The organism is Pedobacter sp. KLB.chiD (assembly GCF_047040275.1).
In the GTDB taxonomy this organism is placed as follows: domain Bacteria; phylum Bacteroidota; class Bacteroidia; order Sphingobacteriales; family Sphingobacteriaceae; genus Pedobacter.
In genome coordinates this window covers 2,360,795-2,378,431 of sequence record NZ_CP178207.1, presented here as the reverse complement: position 1 = coordinate 2,378,431, position 17,637 = coordinate 2,360,795, and the positions used below count along the sequence as shown (strand labels likewise).

12 protein-coding genes and 1 riboswitch are annotated in these 17,637 nt (G+C 40.4%); of the genes, 6 read left to right on the top strand and 6 right to left on the bottom strand.

The window, feature by feature from the left end; genetic code table 11:
* Positions 1-3 precede the first annotated feature (3 nt).
* The 3 genes from ACK1I8_RS09680 to ACK1I8_RS09670 all read left to right on the top strand — a co-directional run bounded on the left by ACK1I8_RS09680 (position 4) and on the right by ACK1I8_RS09670 (position 4,698).
* Positions 4-1,422, top strand: a complete 1,419-nt coding sequence (locus ACK1I8_RS09680; RefSeq protein ID WP_412469123.1) for a PKD-like family lipoprotein — start codon at positions 4-6, stop codon at positions 1,420-1,422.
* Positions 1,423-1,838: 416 nt separating this feature from the next.
* Positions 1,839-2,972: a redoxin domain-containing protein gene (locus tag ACK1I8_RS09675; protein ID WP_412469122.1), complete on the top strand. Its 1,134-nt coding sequence runs from the start codon at positions 1,839-1,841 to the stop codon at positions 2,970-2,972.
* A gap of 49 nt (positions 2,973-3,021) precedes the next feature.
* Positions 3,022-4,698, top strand: coding sequence for a trypsin-like peptidase domain-containing protein (locus ACK1I8_RS09670; RefSeq protein ID WP_412469121.1), 1,677 nt, complete (start codon positions 3,022-3,024; stop codon positions 4,696-4,698).
* Positions 4,699-6,679: 1,981 nt separating this feature from the next.
* Here the strand turns inward: ACK1I8_RS09670 and ACK1I8_RS09665 are convergent.
* A complete protein-coding gene (locus ACK1I8_RS09665; RefSeq protein ID WP_412469120.1) occupies positions 6,680-7,924 on the bottom strand; it encodes a peroxiredoxin family protein in 1,245 nt (414 codons plus the stop codon).
* Between the two features lie 137 nt (positions 7,925-8,061).
* A riboswitch (SAM riboswitch) is annotated at positions 8,062-8,168 on the top strand.
* 313 nt (positions 8,169-8,481) lie between these two features.
* On the opposite strand from ACK1I8_RS09665, the gene ACK1I8_RS09660 reads away from it, so the two are divergent.
* Both ACK1I8_RS09660 and ACK1I8_RS09655 read left to right on the top strand, forming a co-directional pair.
* Positions 8,482-11,649, top strand: coding sequence for a SusC/RagA family TonB-linked outer membrane protein (locus ACK1I8_RS09660; protein WP_412469119.1), 3,168 nt, complete (start codon positions 8,482-8,484; stop codon positions 11,647-11,649).
* A 10-nt stretch (positions 11,650-11,659) separates the two neighbouring features.
* On the top strand, positions 11,660-13,090 hold the full coding sequence (locus tag ACK1I8_RS09655) for a SusD/RagB family nutrient-binding outer membrane lipoprotein (RefSeq protein WP_412469118.1): 1,431 nt from the start codon (positions 11,660-11,662) through the stop codon (positions 13,088-13,090).
* A gap of 147 nt (positions 13,091-13,237) precedes the next feature.
* On the opposite strand, the gene ACK1I8_RS09650 is transcribed toward ACK1I8_RS09655, so the two are convergent.
* Complete coding sequence (locus ACK1I8_RS09650) at positions 13,238-13,438, bottom strand: YtxH domain-containing protein (protein WP_412469117.1); 201 nt, start codon at positions 13,436-13,438, stop codon at positions 13,238-13,240.
* A 556-nt stretch (positions 13,439-13,994) separates the two neighbouring features.
* On the opposite strand from ACK1I8_RS09650, the gene ACK1I8_RS09645 reads away from it, so the two are divergent.
* On the top strand, positions 13,995-14,264 hold the full coding sequence (locus ACK1I8_RS09645) for a hypothetical protein (protein ID WP_412469116.1): 270 nt from the start codon (positions 13,995-13,997) through the stop codon (positions 14,262-14,264).
* 73 nt (positions 14,265-14,337) lie between these two features.
* On the opposite strand, the gene ACK1I8_RS09640 is transcribed toward ACK1I8_RS09645, so the two are convergent.
* From ACK1I8_RS09640 to ACK1I8_RS09625, 4 genes are all read right to left on the bottom strand, one after another.
* A complete protein-coding gene (locus tag ACK1I8_RS09640; protein ID WP_412469115.1) occupies positions 14,338-15,120 on the bottom strand; it encodes an HAD-IIA family hydrolase in 783 nt (260 codons plus the stop codon).
* Between the two features lie 342 nt (positions 15,121-15,462).
* Positions 15,463-16,227, bottom strand: coding sequence for an esterase family protein (locus ACK1I8_RS09635; RefSeq protein ID WP_412469114.1), 765 nt, complete (start codon positions 16,225-16,227; stop codon positions 15,463-15,465).
* A gap of 29 nt (positions 16,228-16,256) precedes the next feature.
* Entirely contained in the window at positions 16,257-16,871 is a 615-nt protein-coding gene (locus tag ACK1I8_RS09630) for a GDSL-type esterase/lipase family protein (protein ID WP_412469113.1), read from the bottom strand.
* Between the two features lie 244 nt (positions 16,872-17,115).
* A complete protein-coding gene (locus ACK1I8_RS09625; protein WP_412469112.1) occupies positions 17,116-17,286 on the bottom strand; it encodes a hypothetical protein in 171 nt (56 codons plus the stop codon).
* Between the last annotated feature and the right edge of the window lie 351 nt (positions 17,287-17,637).

Here is a 17,637-nt window from a genome sequence, read left to right as displayed (position 1 = left end):
AACATGAACATTAAAAAATTAATCATATTCATACTTGGCGTGGTTGCTCTAGCCGCATGTCATAAAGACCTGGGCAATTATGATATCGATATGCCTGTTGAACCCAAATTGGCCAATCTCGATTCTGTTTACACTGCCAATGTGGGAGATAGTTTGATCATTAAACCGAAAATAGAAGGTGCTGATGCCGCCAATGTAGAGCTTCAGTGGAGAATTAGCGTAATTGAGGGCAATGATGTTTTATATACCGGCCCCGCATTAAGGATCATTTTCGGTTTGCAGGCTAAAAGGTATCCTGCCCGACTTACGGTTTACAATAAAGCAAATGGAATGAAGTATTTCCATAAATTTTACATTGATGGAGGAACCGAATTTGCCAAAGGCACAACCGTATTAAGTGTTGAAAATGGGATCACGCAGTTTTCGTTTGTGAAGCCAGATGGCAATGTGCAGGCACGTTTATACCGCGCCATGCAGGGGAAAGATTTGCCGCCAAACCCTACAAATTTGTTCCTGTTAAGGAACACCTTTACCGGCGGTACTTTGTTAGGCTACTGGATCATAACCAAAAATGGAGGTATCAGGCTGGAGCCCAATACCATGCAGGAGGATCCAAAATATCCGAACACACTTAAGGATAATTTTTTTACGACACCAGATAATTTGGAAGTGGGTTCACTAATCTCCCATCCCCAAGGGGTAATGATGGGCGTTGTAAACGGTAAATTTTATGGCGGTACAACCAGCACCTGGGATCAGGCAGCTACTTATGGCATGTTTGGTTTACCGGCTGATGGTGATTATGAACTGGCTCCATCTTTTGTGATGAGTTTCACGCAATCGGCCACTTATTTTATTGGATTTGACCGTAACAGAAAACAGTTTGTGCGGATTAACCTGTATGGCACGCCTGTTTATTTTGGTACCCAATATTCGGTTACGTCCAACGTTTTTGACCCGTTAAATGTGGGGATGGATCTTATTCATATCGAGCAGCTTAACAATGCAGATTGTTTTGCTTATTGCAAAGGAACCGATGGTAAAATTTATGAACTCAAGTTTAACGTCCAGTTTAACGGGCCGTTCACCTTCACTCCGCAACATAAACGCTTATTTGTGCGCCAGGAATTGATTAATGAAAACACCAAATGGAGCGGTGCCAAAAATGGCGTAATCTACATGGCCAATGGTGGTAAAGTTTATCGTTATAATCCGGTAAACGAAGAATTAAGGGAACTGGCGACCAGTTTTGCAGGAAAAACAATTTCCATGTTAAAACTTAGTGAAGATGAGGAAACCCTAATGGTAGGAACAGAAGAAACCGTTACTTTTTTGAATATAGCCACAGGAATGAACGGCGCATTTGTTAAAAAGATTGAAGGTATACCAGGTAGTCCGGTAGATATAGCAATTAGGAAATAACGATCTGCTTAAGGCTATTTCATAAATATAGAATTCTCATTCTGAATAATTTATGGTATAAAAATCAATATGATAACAGAAAAATTTTAATGAATAGTATCGTCATTTCGACTGAAGCTCACCGATTTTTCATCGGTAGCGTAATGGAGAAATCTTTTAAATTTGATTCAATAATCTATTCCAAAGATCTCTCCCTGCCCGTACGGGTGGGCACTTCGCGTTGCTCTGGTCGAGATGATGGCTGTTCTATTGGATTTCTGTCAATGTTATCTTGTCGAAGGAAATGTTTGAAATGTGTTACAAGACGTTTATATACTTCATCAAGCGCTTTACAAGCTCGACTCAACGTGACCAATTCGACTAATTACAATTAATGATACAGTAAATAGAAATTATAATCATAAAAAAAATACAAAATGAAAAATATAAAATTAGTTTTATTGACCCTTTTATTCCCGGCTTTAAGCTGGGCGCAAACGCCAAACTTTAGTTTAACTGGAAAAATAGGAACACTGGGCGCCCCTGCTAAAGCCTATATCGATTACATGGATAATGGTGCAAGTCATGAAGATTCTGTAGCACTGGTTAACGGAAGTTTCAAATTTACCGGACATATTTCCGGCAATGCCTATGCCCGCATGGCATTGGATCATACGGGGGCTGGTAAAAATAAGGCCGTTTATACCGGTGACGTCATTTACTTTTATTTTGGGAAAGAGCAGGTTACCATTAGTTCAAAAGATTCTTTAGATAATGCAGTTTTTAAAGGCTCAAAGGTGTATCAGGAATACGATGCCTATAACAAAGCCATTGGCGGTACCATTATGGCCCTTACCAAAGCGGTTAACATCGATTTTAACAAGGGAACACCAGAGCAACAGAAAGATACGGCTTATATAAAAGCGGTAGATCTGCGCTTCAGAAAAAATATCCAGAACAGAACAGATAAACAGTTTCAATTTGCGAAAGAAAATCCAAGTTCTTATTTCGCCCTGGTTGCGCTCTCGGAAGCAGCAGGAAGCAAGGTTGATGTGGCCAAAGTTCAGCCAATTTTTAATGCCTTGAACAAAGAATACCGGGAAACCGATATGGGCAAAGAACTTGCACAACGTATCGCTGCGAGCGGTATTACTGCGGTTGGAAATGCAGCCCCTCTTTTTACCCAGAACAATGTGATTGGCAAGCCCGTTTCATTGGCCAGTTTAAGAGGAAAAGTGGTATTGGTTGAGTTTTGGGCAAGCTGGTGCAGTCCATGTAGGGCTGAAAATCCAAACCTGGTAAAGCAATACCAAACTTATAAAGATAAAGGCTTTGAGATTATTTCAGTTTCATTGGATCACGTCAAAGAGAATTGGTTGGAAGCGATAGAAAAAGATGGTTTAGACTGGATCCATGTGTCTGACCTGAAAGGCTGGAATAACGAAGTGGGCCGTTTGTATGGAGTACGTGCAGTTCCTGCCAGTTTTCTGGTAGATGCACAGGGCAAAATTATCGGAAATGGCCTGCGAGGTGAACCGTTAAATAAAAAGCTTGCTGAAATTTTCAACTAATTATGGAGAGTGGCGACGGTTAAGCTTCAGCCCGAAAAATCATAGAAAAATGAATAACTTTCTAAAGGCCATAACAGCAACCTTCGCGTTGCTGTTTAGCCTACATGTTACTGCACAGAAAAAGCAGGTAGCTAAATTTCAACATACCATTGCCCAGGCGGTGAAAAAAGCATACCCGGCAAGTGTGCGGATGTGGGGTTTCGATGTACAGCTGAACCAAAGGACCAGCGGCCAGTTTAGTGGTGTGGTTGTCAGTGCAGACGGTTATATTTTAACGGCTGCCCATACCATTTTCCCGGGTAAAAATTACAAGGTCTTTTTTCCTGATGGACGTGAATGTATCGCAATGGCATTGGGTAAAATAGAGAATAAAGAAACCCCAGGTATTCCGGATGTGGGCATGATGAAAATTACCGATAAAGGTTCCTACCCATTCGCAGAGATGGGGTATTCAGCCAGTTTGCTTAAAAATGAACCTTGCATCAGTATTTCTTACCCTGAAACGCTGAACCAAAGCCTGCCCACTTTAAGGTTGGGCCATGTTGCAGAAGTAAAAAATGAATATGGTTTTATCCGCTCCACCTGCAAAATGGAACCAGGTGATTCTGGCGGGCCTTTATTCGATTATCATGGCCGCGTAATCGGATTGCACAGTGCCATTGATGTTGATGAAAACATGAATTTTGAAATTCCTGTTGATCTTTATCGCCAATATTGGACAGCCCTGAACAGTGAAAGACTTTACACGGCTTTCCCTGAAAAAACGGATCGTGTCGAAATCGATCCTTTGTTTTTGCAATTGCAGAAAGAAAGCAGAATGAACGCTTTACACCCCGATTTTGATGCGCCTGAAATTAAAAACAGTTGTTTCACGATTACAAGCACCATAAAAGGACAAAAGCAGCATATCAACGCCTGTTTGTTAAATGTTAAAACGCTGAATAATGGTAAAAAGCAATTTTTGCTAAGCAAAAACACCATGGTTGGCGAAGAGGTACAATGTGATATCAACGGAACGAAAGTACCGGTTAAATTCGTAGAAAAAGACCAGGAAAATGACCTGGTTTTATTAGCGCTCGAACAGGATATAATTGGAGGAATTGACTTAAATATTGTTGATACCGACACCATTGACATAGATATGGGTAAATTCTTGTACAGTATAAGCCCCACTGGTGAAGTGATGCACAGTGTTTTAGGTAGTACTCAATTCAATTTACCAAAAATAAATAGCCAGCCTTATTTAGGCGCAATGGTGGTGTATCATTCCAGCCCGGTTCAGTTCTCGTTAATCAAAGAAGGTAGCCCGGCAGAAAAAGCAGGGATAAAAGTCGGCGATGAGCTCATCAGCATTAATGGGAAATCCATCAAAAATGCAGGTGAATTCGCTCCTGAAATATTAAAATATTGGGCAGACGACCAGGTTATGTTCGAGTGGGTAAATGCATCAGGTAAAATGAACAAAACTCTCAAGCTCGGGGCAAGGGGACAATCGCTCTCTAATCACCCTGCAGATAAATTTGAAGGTGGGAAATCGGAGCGAAGGGATGGTTTCAATGCTATTTTTGTACATGATGCCGCCATTAAAGCAAACGCCTGCGGATCGCCTGTTTTTGATTGGGATGGACATTTTTATGGAATCAACATCGCCAGGTTCAGCCGCACAACTACGGTTGTGGTTCCCAAGAAAACAATCGTTGATTTTGTTTCAAAATATGTGAGATAGCCTGAATCAACCTGAGTTGAATTAACTGAAAACGCTCTCATGGTCGGTGAGACACCGACCATGAATTACGTTTGTGTAAAAAGATTCTTCAGCGTTCAGAAAGACAATAAAAAAGGAGCAGACCGTTTTTTCCTTGTACAAGCCTTTTTTAAATAAACCTTATTGCAGCGGCTATCCTTTTTGGCATACAAACCAAAACGTTCCCGCTAAGCATTCACAAAAGATAATAGCTTAAAGAAGGACTGCCCAACCCGAAGTGCACTGCAATACCTTTCCAAAAAAGAAAAAATATAAAAAGAAAAAATATAACTTTTTTTTGAAGCGCAGTGTCATCAGTATGATTAAAGGTAGTTCCTGTTCTCCGCTATATCCTTACGCTGCGCTTCAGGGATGCCGCTTCGCCCAGGGCTAAATGCACGGTTACTGCCATGATCAGCGTGCAAAACGCTATTTTGTTTCTTATACAGGCCCTAATTAAATAAACCTTATTGCAGCGGCTATGCTTTTTTGGTACACAACCCAAAAAGTCCCCGCTAAACGTTCACAAAAAGATAATAGCGGAAAGAAGGGCTGCCCAACCCGAAGTGCACTGCAATACCTTTCCAAAAAAAGAAAAAATATAACTTTTTTTTGAAGCGCAGTGTCATCAGTATGATTACAAGGTAGTTCCTGTTCTCCGCTATATCCTTACGCTGCGCTTCAGGGATGCCGCTTCGCCCAGAGCTAAATGCACGGCTACTGCCAGGATCAGCGTTCGAAACGCTATTTTGTTTCTTATACAGGCCCTAATTAAATAAACCTTATTGCAGCGGCTATCCTTTTTGGCGCACAACCCGAAAAGTCCCCGCTAAACGTTCACAAAAAGATAATAGCGGAAAGAAGGGCTGCCCAACCCGAAGTGCACTGTAATACCTTTCCAAAAAAGAAAAAATATAACTTTTTTTGAAGCGCAGTGTCATCAGTATGATTAAAGGTAGTTCCGCTATATCCTTACGCTGCGCTTCAGGGATGCCGCTTCGTCCAGGGCTAAATGCACGGTTACTGCCAGGATCAGCGTGCAAAACGCTATTTTGTTTCTTATACAGGCCCTAATTAAATAAACCTTATTGCAGCGGCTATCCTTTTTGGCGCACAACCCAAAAAGTCCCCGCTAAACGTTCACAAAAAGATAATAGCGGAAAGAAGGGCTGCCCAACCCGAAGTGCACTGCAATACCTTTCCAAAAAAGAAAAAATATAACTTTTTTTTGAAGCGCAGTGTCATCAGTTTGATTAAAGGTCGTTCCTGTTCTCCGCTATATCCTTACGCTGCGCTTCAGGGATGCCGCTTCGCCCAGGGCTAAATGCACGGTTACTGCCAGGATCAGCGTGCAGATGGCTATTTTTTTCCTTGCAGAAGCCCTTTTTTAAATAAACCTTATTGCAGCGGTTATCCTTTTTGGCATACAAACCAAAACGTTCCCGCTAAGCATTCACAAAAAGATAATAGCGGAAAGAAGGGCTGCCCAACCCGAAGTGCACCGCAATACCTTTCCAAAAAAAGAAAAAATATAACTTTTTTTTGAAGCGCAGTGTCATCAGTATGATTAAAGGTCGTTCCTGTTCTCCGCTATATCCTTACGCTGCGCTTCAGGGATACCGCTTCCCCAGGGCTAAATGCACGGCTACTGCCAGGATCAGCGTTCGAAACGCTATTTTGTTTCTTATACAGGCCCTAATTAAATAAACCTTATTGCAGCGGCTATCCTTTTTGGCGCACAACCCAAAAAGTTCCCGCTAAGCATTCACAAAAGATAATAGCTTAAAGAAGGACTGCCCAACCCGAAGTGCACTGCAATACCTTTCCAAAAAAAGAAGATCCGATCTATTACGGAAAATCGTTCCTGCGTGAAAAGCAGAAAGAAATCTTTCGTGCCAGTAGCGATGTCTTCTATCGGTGTGTCACACCAACCAATGTAAAAAGATCCTGGATGATTATGACACTATTTCTTCAGCAAAGTATCAATCTCTGTATTAAACTCTTTTACAAATTCATCATAAAATTTACCGGTAGCCGGCCCGTTAAAACCCGTATGGATTTGGGCCACATTTCCTTGTTTATCGATGATGATGGTTGTTGGGAACGATAAAAAGGAATCAAGCGCGGGTAATGATTCAGATACCGCTTGTTTATCGGCAGTGCCTGCCAATACCTGATCATATTCGATACCAAAGCGTTCACGGAAACGGGTCATTACTTTTTTTGCATATTCCGGCTCAGTTGAACGTTCATAATGCAAGGCTATAATCTCTACACCGCGATTTTTATTCTTTTTATACCATGGAGCCATAAAACTGGCTTCGTCTACACAATTAGGGCACCAGCTTCCGGTAATGGTTAAAATCACTACCTTGTTCTTGTATTTTTCATCTTTTAAGGAAATCTTTTTACCATTTATATCAGGAAAACTAAAATCAAGTGTTTTGTATCCTTTTTTTAAGTAGGTAAGCTGATAAGGATCTGGCAGGGCAGCATCTTTATTTTTGTTTCCGGTAAAAGGCTGACTGCCTCTTGCGCTTAAAACCTCACCTTTTAAAGTGCCGTCTGCCTGGAAAGTTCCTTTATAGTAAGCAGGAGAGGAGCCAATGGAACTCGAAAGTTGAAATTCGTTCCCTTCCACAATACCTTCGAGATAGCGGGAATCGCCGGTTACACGGAGAAAAGTTCCCGTCAGTCTGTTCCCTGTTTGCTTAAATAAACCTACTGTTTTTTCTTCCTTGCCGTTCGGCGATGTAAAAATCACATCATAACTTCCGGAATAGTCTGCCGACGCAGGTTTATTTGCTTTAAAACGGTAATTTTTGCGTTCCGCATCAATGGTTAGAGGTTTTCCGCCTTTATCTTGTTTACGTAGCGTTCCTGTTAACCGATTGCCATCTATTGCAAATGCCAACTCATTGTCAAACTGATCCAGTTTAACAAAAAGTGAATCGCCCGTTTGTTTTACCAAACCACCTTCGAAACTTTCTTCAGCATTACGGAAATACAATTTTTGCTTACCATTTTTTTCATGGATTTCGAAATTAAAAGGAATTTCGAGTCCCTCTTTTACTTTAGCTACACCACGCCAGTTGCCCAATGCGACAAAAGCCTTTGGTTTTACACTACTGGCTACGGTGCTGTTTTGTGCATAACTTAAAGATGTTGATATGGCCAATACGGCAATTAAAATGAACTTCAGTTTCATTGGGGTGTATGTTAATCTACTAATTTAGTCGACAAATATACGGATGGAATCACCAAAGAAAAAATATTTCAATAAAAATCTATAAAAACTATAGGATAAATCGAATTAATTATAACTTTGCCCCAGTTATTTTTAAATACTTATCAAGAAAGGCGGAGGGAATGGCCCTGTGAAGCCTTAGCAACCATCTAGTTTTTAGAAATGGTGCTAATTCCATCCCGGATGACTCTGGGGTAGTTAAGTCAGTAGTTTGCATGATCCTGAGCTAAAATATACGGGGCACTTCTGATTTAAGGGGGTGCTCTTTTTTTTACCCGATGCTGCTTTTGATAGGTAACATGTTTTATAGAAAACCATTGAAATGAAAAAAACAGACGAGTTAAAATCCCTTGATGATGCCTATTTCCGAATGCGCAGGCCCTGTTGAAGTAAAGTTATTTAAATAGGCTCTTAAGCTAACGCTTCCTTTTTTTATTAAACTGAAAACACGGTTTTTGGCCGTGGTGGAATTGTTTTGCCAAATTTTTATCCCTAATCTAATCATTAATTACACACACATGTTCACAAATTTTAAATCAATAGCGTTTAGCTTGCTGCTGTTTATTACGCAGCACTTATTCGCTCAAAATGCCACCATTACCGGAACCGTGAGGTCGGCAGATGGAGAAACACTTCCCGGTGTTTCCATTTTAATCAAAGAAACCAAACAAACCACCATTTCTGATGGTAAGGGTGCTTTTTCGATAACTGCACCTGAAAAAGCAACACTGGTATTTTCATATATCGGCTTCAAAACACAGGAAATACCGGTGAATAAAAATGAGGGCCCGATCTCTGTGATTCTTCAATCGAGCGATAATGCACTGGATGAGGTGGTCGTTACCGCATTGGGGATTTCGCGACAGAAAAAATCGCTTGGTTATGCTGTTCAGGAATTAAAAGGGCAGGATTTGTCTGAAGCTAAAGAATCGAATCTGGTCAATGCACTGGCGGGAAAAATTGCAGGTGTAAGGGTAACGAATAGTCAGGGGAGCATGGGGTCTTCCCGCGTAGTCATCAGAGGGGAAACCTCCATAGCCGGAAATAACCAGCCATTATTTGTAGTTGATGGAATTCCGGTAGATAACTCGCAGTTAAATTCTGCAGGCGCAAGGGATTATGCGAATGCCATTTCAGATATCAATCCAGAAGATATAGAATCAATTAGTGTTTTAAAAGGACCAAATGCGGCAGCATTATATGGCTCGAGGGCTGCGGCGGGTGTAATCTTAATTAAGACCAAAACCGGTAAATCAAAAAAAGGATTGGGCATTGAGGTTAACTCCAATGCCGTGCTGGAAACTTTGCTTACCCTGCCGGTTTATCAAAATGCATTTGGACAGGGGTCGGAAGGTAAGTTCAGTTATGTGGATGGGGCTGGTAAAGGCCTTAATGATGGGGTAGATGAGAGCTGGGGACCAAAAATGGATGGCAGATTAATTCCGCAGTTTTTTTCAAAAGGTGTGGCGGTTCCATTTGTAGCTCATCCGGATAACGTCCGGGATTTCTTTCAAACCGGATATTCCCTGAATAATGGTGTATCTGTTGCAGATGCCGGTGAAAAATATGATTATCGGATCTCTTACAATAACCTGAAACAGGTTGGAATTGTGCCTAACTCCGGACAAGGTAAAAATTCATTTGTATTAAATACTTCATTAAAAATAACGCCAAAACTAACTTTAACGGCTAATGCAAATTACAGTAAATTGAGTTCTGATAACTTACCTGGTACAGGTGGTTCAAGATCAACCAGTACCATGTTGCAGTTTACCTGGTTTGGCCGCCAGGTAGATATTAACCAGTTAAAAAACTATCTGGATGAAAATGGAAAAACGTTTAACTGGAACAATAGCTATTACAGCAATCCATATTGGGTAGCTTACGAAAATACTGTATCGCAAAACCGTAACCGGATTATTGGAAGTTTAGCCATTAATTATAAAATTATTGACGGACTAAATTTCAATTTCAGGTCGGGAACGGATTATTACAACGACAGGCGTAAAATCAGAATCGCTTACGGTACCAATGGCACACCGTTTGGCTCGTATACCGAAAGTGCCTTTACCGTAAACGAAAATAATACCGATGCAACTTTAAATTTTAACAAACAGTTGAGTGAAGATTTTAGCCTGGAATTACTGGGTGGCGGTAACATCCGCAGACAGTATATTGAGCAAAATGACCAGAGCGCACCTAAACTGGCTATTGCAGGATTGTACAACCTTAAAAATTCACGCGATCCCTTGGTTTCGTCCAATAATTTGTCGCGTTTAAAATCGTATAGTATTTATGTATCCGGACAGATCGGTTTCAGAAATTATCTTTTCGCCAACATTACCGCACGTAACGATTGGTCGTCTACCTTACCGGCACAAAACAGGTCATATTTCTACCCTTCATTTAACGGAAGTTTTGTAGCAACTGAAGCATTCGATATCAAAAGTGAAGCCCTAAACTATTTAAAAATACGTGGTGGATGGTCTAAAGTGGGTAAAGATGCAGATCCTTACCGCTTAATCAATACCTATGTTTTCAGTGCACCATTTTATGGCAATCCTCAGCTTACCACTGGCACTATAGATCTGAATCCTGACTTAAAACCTGAAGCGACCTCTTCTACGGAACTTGGTCTTGAAGCAGTTTTCTTTAATAAAAGATTACGTTTCGATTTAAGCGCGTATAACACCAATAGTTACAATCAGATTTTAGCAGCAGATGTAAGCCAAAGTACTGGTTTCAGCTCAAAATTGCTTAATGCCGGAAAAATCAACAACAAAGGGATTGAAGCCCAATTGGGCGTTACCCCAATCAGAAAAACCTTTACCTGGGATGTAAATTTCAATTTCGCAGCAAACAGAAGCAGGGTAATTGAGCTTGATGCTGAAAAACTATTAACCAATTATGTGGTGGCTTCCAATTCGGCCCAGGTAATTGCAACAGTGGGGCAGCCTTACGGATCGTTATTTGGTACCGCTTTTTTAAGAGATGGCAACGGAAACATCATTGTTAATGCTACGGGTGCACCAGCCACAAATCCGACCAAGCAGGTATTGGGCAAATATACGCCAGATTGGATTGGTGGGGTTTACAATACTTTTACCTATAAGGGCATCAGTTTGGGCGTTCTGGTTGATGCCAGTTTTGGTGGCTCTATCTATAACGGAACTTATGCTACAGGAACTTATACCGGTGTTCTGGCTTCAACACTTCCCGGAAGAGCAGCTGAATATGGCGGAATCTCCTATTATTACCCTGATAACAACAAGGCAAATGGAACCGTGAGGGTAAGTGGAGCTGCTCCGGCGGGAGCTACGGTGTACGATGACGGGATTATTTTTGATGGCGTAACCGCTGATGGCAAACGCAACGAGAAGATATTGCCCGCTCAACAGTATTACAAATCATTCAGAAATATAGATGAAGCAAATATTTTCGATGCATCTTATGTAAAACTCCGTGAGGTGAAATTAGGCTATAACCTGCCGGCAAAGTGGCTTCGTCCATTAAGTTTGCAAGGTGTTTCGGTATCACTGGTTGGCCGTAACCTGTGGATCATCCACCGCAATACGGTTGATATTGATCCGGAAGTGGCCTTTAATACCGGTAATGGTCAGGGTTTGGAAAGTTTATCAAATCCAAGCACCCGCAGTTATGGTATCAACCTGAATGTTAAATTTTAAATATTCCATCATGAAAAATAAAAAACTATATATAGTGGCTATTTTGGCCATTGCCATTACATCATGTAAAAAAGAGCTGAACGAGGTAAATATCAATCCCAATGCACCTGAAGTTGCACAGCCAGATTATTTGCTTACCGGGACCACGAAAGTTACTGCTGACAGCTATTGGGGCGTGACCAATAACATGAATTCAAGTTTGCTGTTTGCACAGCACTGGGCTAAAGTACAATATACAGAAGAAGATCGTTTTATTTATTCAAACAGCAGTTTTACGGCATTATGGTCGACAGGTTATGCCCAGAGTATTGCTGGTTTTAATAAAATTATCGAACTGGGCGATGCGCAGGGCAATGCGAATTATAAAGCTGTTGCGCTTGTACTCAGATCGTGGATATTTTTACTGTTAACTGATGCTTATGGCGATATTCCATATTCGCAGGCAGGAAAAATCAAACAGTTTGTTACGCCGGTTTACGATAAACAAAAGGATGTTTATTATGGTCTTTTAAACGATTTGAAATCAGCGCAGGCCGCTTTAGATCCCGCTGGAAAAACGATTGCCGGTGATGTGATTTATGGCAATAACATTGCGCGATGGAAGAAGTTTGTCAACTCATTGAGGCTTCGTATCGCTTTGCGCATTGCAGATAAAGATCCTGCTAAATCTAAACAGGTAATAGACGAAATACAGGCAGAAGGTGGTGCTTACATTAGCAGTAATTCAGAAAATGCCATATTCAAATATGATGTATCGCCTCAGCAAAACCCGGTAGCGGCTTCATTTGAAACCAGAAATGATTACCGGATCAGTAAAACCATTGTGGATAAACTTACTTCTTTAAGTGATCCGAGGTTGCCTGTTTATGCCAGTAAAACTGAAAATGCGCCAAACGGTTATGTGGGTATCCCAAATGGTTCAACAAACTCTGAGGCCAGTGCTATAGGTTTGGCAAATTCTTCAAAACCAGGTGTTTACTTTTTAGACGCCAAGGCACCGGCTGTAATTTTTAGCTATGCAGAATTACTTTTTGATAGGGCAGAGGCAGCTGCAAGAGGTTTTACGGCTGAAGATGCTGAAGATCTATACAAGCAAGCCATCAGGGCATCTTTTTCGCAGTATAATATTAGTGGAACTGTAGTGGAAGATTACATCAAGCAATCTGGAGTAGCTTATAATGCCGCCAATTATAAAAAATCAATCGGTGAACAAAAATGGATCGCCTTGTTTGGACAGGGTTTAGAGGCCTGGGCGGAACAGCGAAGATTAGATTATCCACAGTTAACAGCCTCTGTAAATACCGTGTTGAATGGTAAAATTCCGGTGCGTTTTATTTATCCTGGCACCGAACAATCGTTAAACGGACAAAATTATAAAAATGCGGTAGGCAACCAGGGGGCAGACTTGTTAACGACTAAGCTTTGGTTTGACGCTTTTTAATGCCCAACTTTCACCCTAATTTATCTGTGGTGTCGGATGTTACCATCTAACACTAAAACAAAAAGCGTCTGGATTTTTAATCAGGACGCTTTTTGTTCAGAGAAATAAAAATTTAGCCTCTTCAGGCTCCTTATTTTCTCCAGGTATTCATCTGGCCAAATCTTCAGCAGCATTGCTCACTCTGCTTTTCAAGTCTTCGGTATAACCTTTTGCTTTATCGGCCCATTGTGGTGCACGATCTAATAGTTCGTCAACAATTGATTGTCCGGTAATTGGATCTTTCTTGGTGATATATTTCACGCCTGCATATACTGCTGCGCCAATAATGGCTGTTTTTAAAATTCCCATGTTCGTTTCTTTTTTTAATTAAACATATTGAAATGTTAAAAGTTTTAAAGGATGCTAAATAGCTGTTACAAATGGGCTTTTTGCTGTTGAAATACCATTCTATTTTTAAGACCGAAATAGATGCCATGCTTAAGGTGTTCGCAAATAATAGTTTAGATGGGTATGCTCCTCCGACTCCGTTTAGGATGACCAAACGAAAGGATTTAATGTGCTTTTAGATATTGCCATCTGTTGAATGATCAAGCTTTGCGTATTAAAATTAATTTCGGTCGGTGAGACACCAACCGATAAGAAAATGTGCTGTCAGGTGTTACCATTTGGCAGATCATATGATTCTCTGTGCTGGATTAATCAATGCAGTTTGGCGAGACCCCAGGTTACAGGAAAAGGTTGCAAACTTTTGGCGAATGTTTAAATCGGAACTGCTTAATAATGAATTAAAACTGTAGAATAATTTTAACAATTTAATAATGCTGGCTAATTATCTTGCTAATAATATAGGTTCATATTTGTTTAGAGAGGCGGACCAAATAATAAGACGATTAAGCACGATAATATGAGACTGATTTCTTGCGTGGCGCTTTTGATGGTTATACCAGCAATTGGGCTTTTAACCAATGAGAATAAATTTAAGGATAAAAAAATACCAGCTACACCAGTACGTCAGGAGCCTGCAAATGATTCAGCTACATCTGCCTGGTTTAATCAAAGCGGAATGGCTGCTAATTTTAATTTGATACCGTTTATAGCCACAACTGATTATCACTTAAGTTTTGCTAAGCCCCTGCATTCAAATTCCAATCAATGTTTTAACATTAACAAGTAACCAGACTAACTTAAAGAGTCTGGACTAATGACTCTGGACTAACGACTTAGGACTCCTAACGGCCAACTCCAAATTATTTATTCTCCCACCAGCTTAGCGGAAATTTTATTTCATCAACAGAGCTTGCAATCATATCGGGTTTAAAGGCATAATGCCCTAAAATATCTTTGCTTGATATGCCCGAGAGTACCAGAATGGTTTTATAACCCATTTGAACGCCGCCCTGTATGTCCGTTTCCATCGTATCGCCAATAACCGTGGTTTCACTGGTTTCCAATCCTAAGAATTTACGTGCCGAACGCATCATCACCGGACTTGGTTTACCCGTAACAAAAGCTTTTCTGCCGGTTGCTTCTTCAATCATGGCAGTAGTGGCCGCAATGCCCAGGTTGTTCCATCCTGGTTTTTTTGGCGATGGATCTCTGTTGGTAGTGATAAACTTAGCTCCTGCAAGAATCATATCAACCGCACGTTGAACCATCTCGAGCGTAAAGTTCCTGCCTTCGCCAAGCACTACAAATTCGGGATCGGTATTGACCAGGGTAATGCCATGATCGTGCAAGCTGCTTAACAAACCACCTTCTCCCAATACATAAGCAGTACCATTCGGATTTTGATCTGAAAGAAATTTCCCGGTAGCCATTGCGCTGGTATATACGTGGCTTTCCTCCACCTTTATTCCCAATCCTTTTAATTTTCGTACTACTTCCAATGGGGTTCTTTGGCTGTTGTTCGTCATAAACGCAAAAGGGATGTCTTCGTCAATCAGTTTTTTAATAAACTTGTCTGCTCCGGTGATGAGTGCCTCTCCACTGTAAATCACCCCATCCATATCAATTAAAAGTCCTTGTTTCATATGCTGAAAGTTAACCTGTTCATCTGCAAACTTAATATTTTCTTGTTCAATTAGTGTTAAGGAGAAGTTTTTGTGCGGTCTGTTTTAACCCAAACCCAACGTTTTTATAAATGGACATTAATTTCATGGATAAATAACGCTGAAATCCGCCATGGAGAAAAGGCTTTTTCAGCCGAAAGCCTGTCCGTTTTTGGGGAAGCGATCTTGAAAAACGCTGTGCCAATTGCATCATATGCTAAATTTCTGCCATATTCTTGAAAAATCTAAAAAACAGTAGATACCATTCGCATTAAACAGTATTTAAATTGGCCGTAAAAATAAGAGGAGGCACTGATCTGAGAATTAAATATACATAGGCGCCATTTTTCGCCAATAACGGGGCCTGTGGGCATTACTTTCCCAGGTATGAAACAGATTGGGAATACCTTTTTCCCATAGTAAGCTACTCAGGTGTTGGTTCCCGTTTAAAAAAGGATCGGTTTCGCCTACTGCCAGAATAATTTCCATGTTTCTAACTTCCGATAACAACCGGTCATCATTTAGGTTTGCCATATACTGAGCTGGCATATTAAAATAAACTTCATCGCTGCGAAAGCCATTTAGCAAGTCTCTAAAATCGCCAATGTTATTGGTAAGGTCATATCGGCCACTAATGCCCACCGCTTTTTTAAATAACCAGGGATATTTCAGCGCCAGGTTTATGGCATGGTAAGCGCCCATGCTGCAGCCGGCAGTTTCAACATAATCGCCCTTATTTTTTTGATAGATAAGCGATAATACTTCCTCTAAGAGATATTTCTCATATTGCAGATGCCGGTCTATCCGTACTGATGGAAATACCTCGTCGTTATAAAAACTCTCTCCATCTATACTATCCACACAGAATAGCTGAAGTTCCCCGTTTTCGATCTGCGTATTTAATGAAGCTATTATGCCCCAGTTTTCGTAATCGTAAAACCTGGCCATACGGGTAGGGAAAAAGATCACTGCTCTTCCCGCATGGCCAAAAATAAGAAGCTCCATGTCTCGTTGAAGATGCTGGCTGAACCATTTGTGATATTCCCTGTTCATGGTCTTAATTCTTTTGTGGAAAATTAAGGCATCCATGTTATCGCAATATTAACTAAGCGTAATAATTAACCTAATTTCTCTTTAACCATACTGGTCCATAATCGATAACCCTCTTCGCTAAGATGCAGCCCGTCAGCATCATACAGTGCTGGATTTGGCTCGCCTTCTTTATTGAGCATTTTCTTAAAAACATCAATAAATTTCCAATGGCTATTTAATTTAATAATCTCGCTTTCAATTAGGTTATTGGTATATCTGAACTGATCAGCCATTTGCCAACGGGTAATACTGGGTTTTAAAGAGATAAAGTAACAGGGCAACAGGCCAAACCTTTGGTTGACCTTAACCATTAATTGTTGGAAAAAAATAAATATCTCCTCCGGGTTTCTGCCATCGCCAAGGTCGTTGTCGCCTGCATACACCACAAGTGCCTTTGGCCTGTAGTCGATCATTATGCGTTCAAAAAACCACACACACGCAGCTAAGGTGGAGCCACCGAAACCTAAATTGGTTACTTTCATGTAATCGAAGTCATCTTCAAGGCTATTCCACAAGCGGATAGAGGAGCTGCCGTAAAAAATAACACCCGGATGTTCCCGGTCTAAGCGATGCGCCCTTTCCAATTGTTTAACTTCTTCTTCGTACCAGTACATATCGCTAAAGATATAAAGATCTGCCATTTGAAGAACTGCATGGTATGTTAAGTTTATGTTATGGGATGTCGGTTTATCAGTTCATTGGTCATTTGTAGTATAGGGTTATTATCGTTGCTTACTTATCATACTATGATAAGGACATACTCATCCGCAAGCTGAAATTGCCCGTTGAAAACCGCAAGCTGGTAATCAATTGTAAAATTTAAACCCATAAGGTTTGCGTCCCGAACTCTTTTTGCTGGGATTTTAAACTTTGAACAGTTAAATTCTACTCACTGAAATTCCTCTTGTCAGCAGCATAAACATGGTACCAGATGTACAGAATCCATATTAACACCACTGTGCTATAAACCAGTTCAGGTTCAAATGAGTCCTTTGTTGTTAATAACGCAATGGAGGAGATCAGGGTAGTCAGGAAGAAATAAACAATATTTTTCATAACATACTGATTTTATGAATGTTGAATTACGTAAATATAATAAAATTATGTTGTAATTCAAGTGTTTATTGAAATAATTTACCAGATCATGATGATTAGTTTTCATATTTAGTCTAAAATAAGACATTATCTATCTGGTATGGTGTTTTTTGCAGAATTTATGCCATGGTTTTAATTTTTTATAGACGTTTTCTGGTTAGAAGGATTAATTTATCTTTTCGCCAGCATTAACTCTTGGATTTTAACCAGATTAATAAATGAAGCGTATAAAACAGCACAAAATTGTGGCAATAGGAAATTTATATTTTTTGTAAGTTTACCTTGCACAAATTAAACCAAGAACATAATACC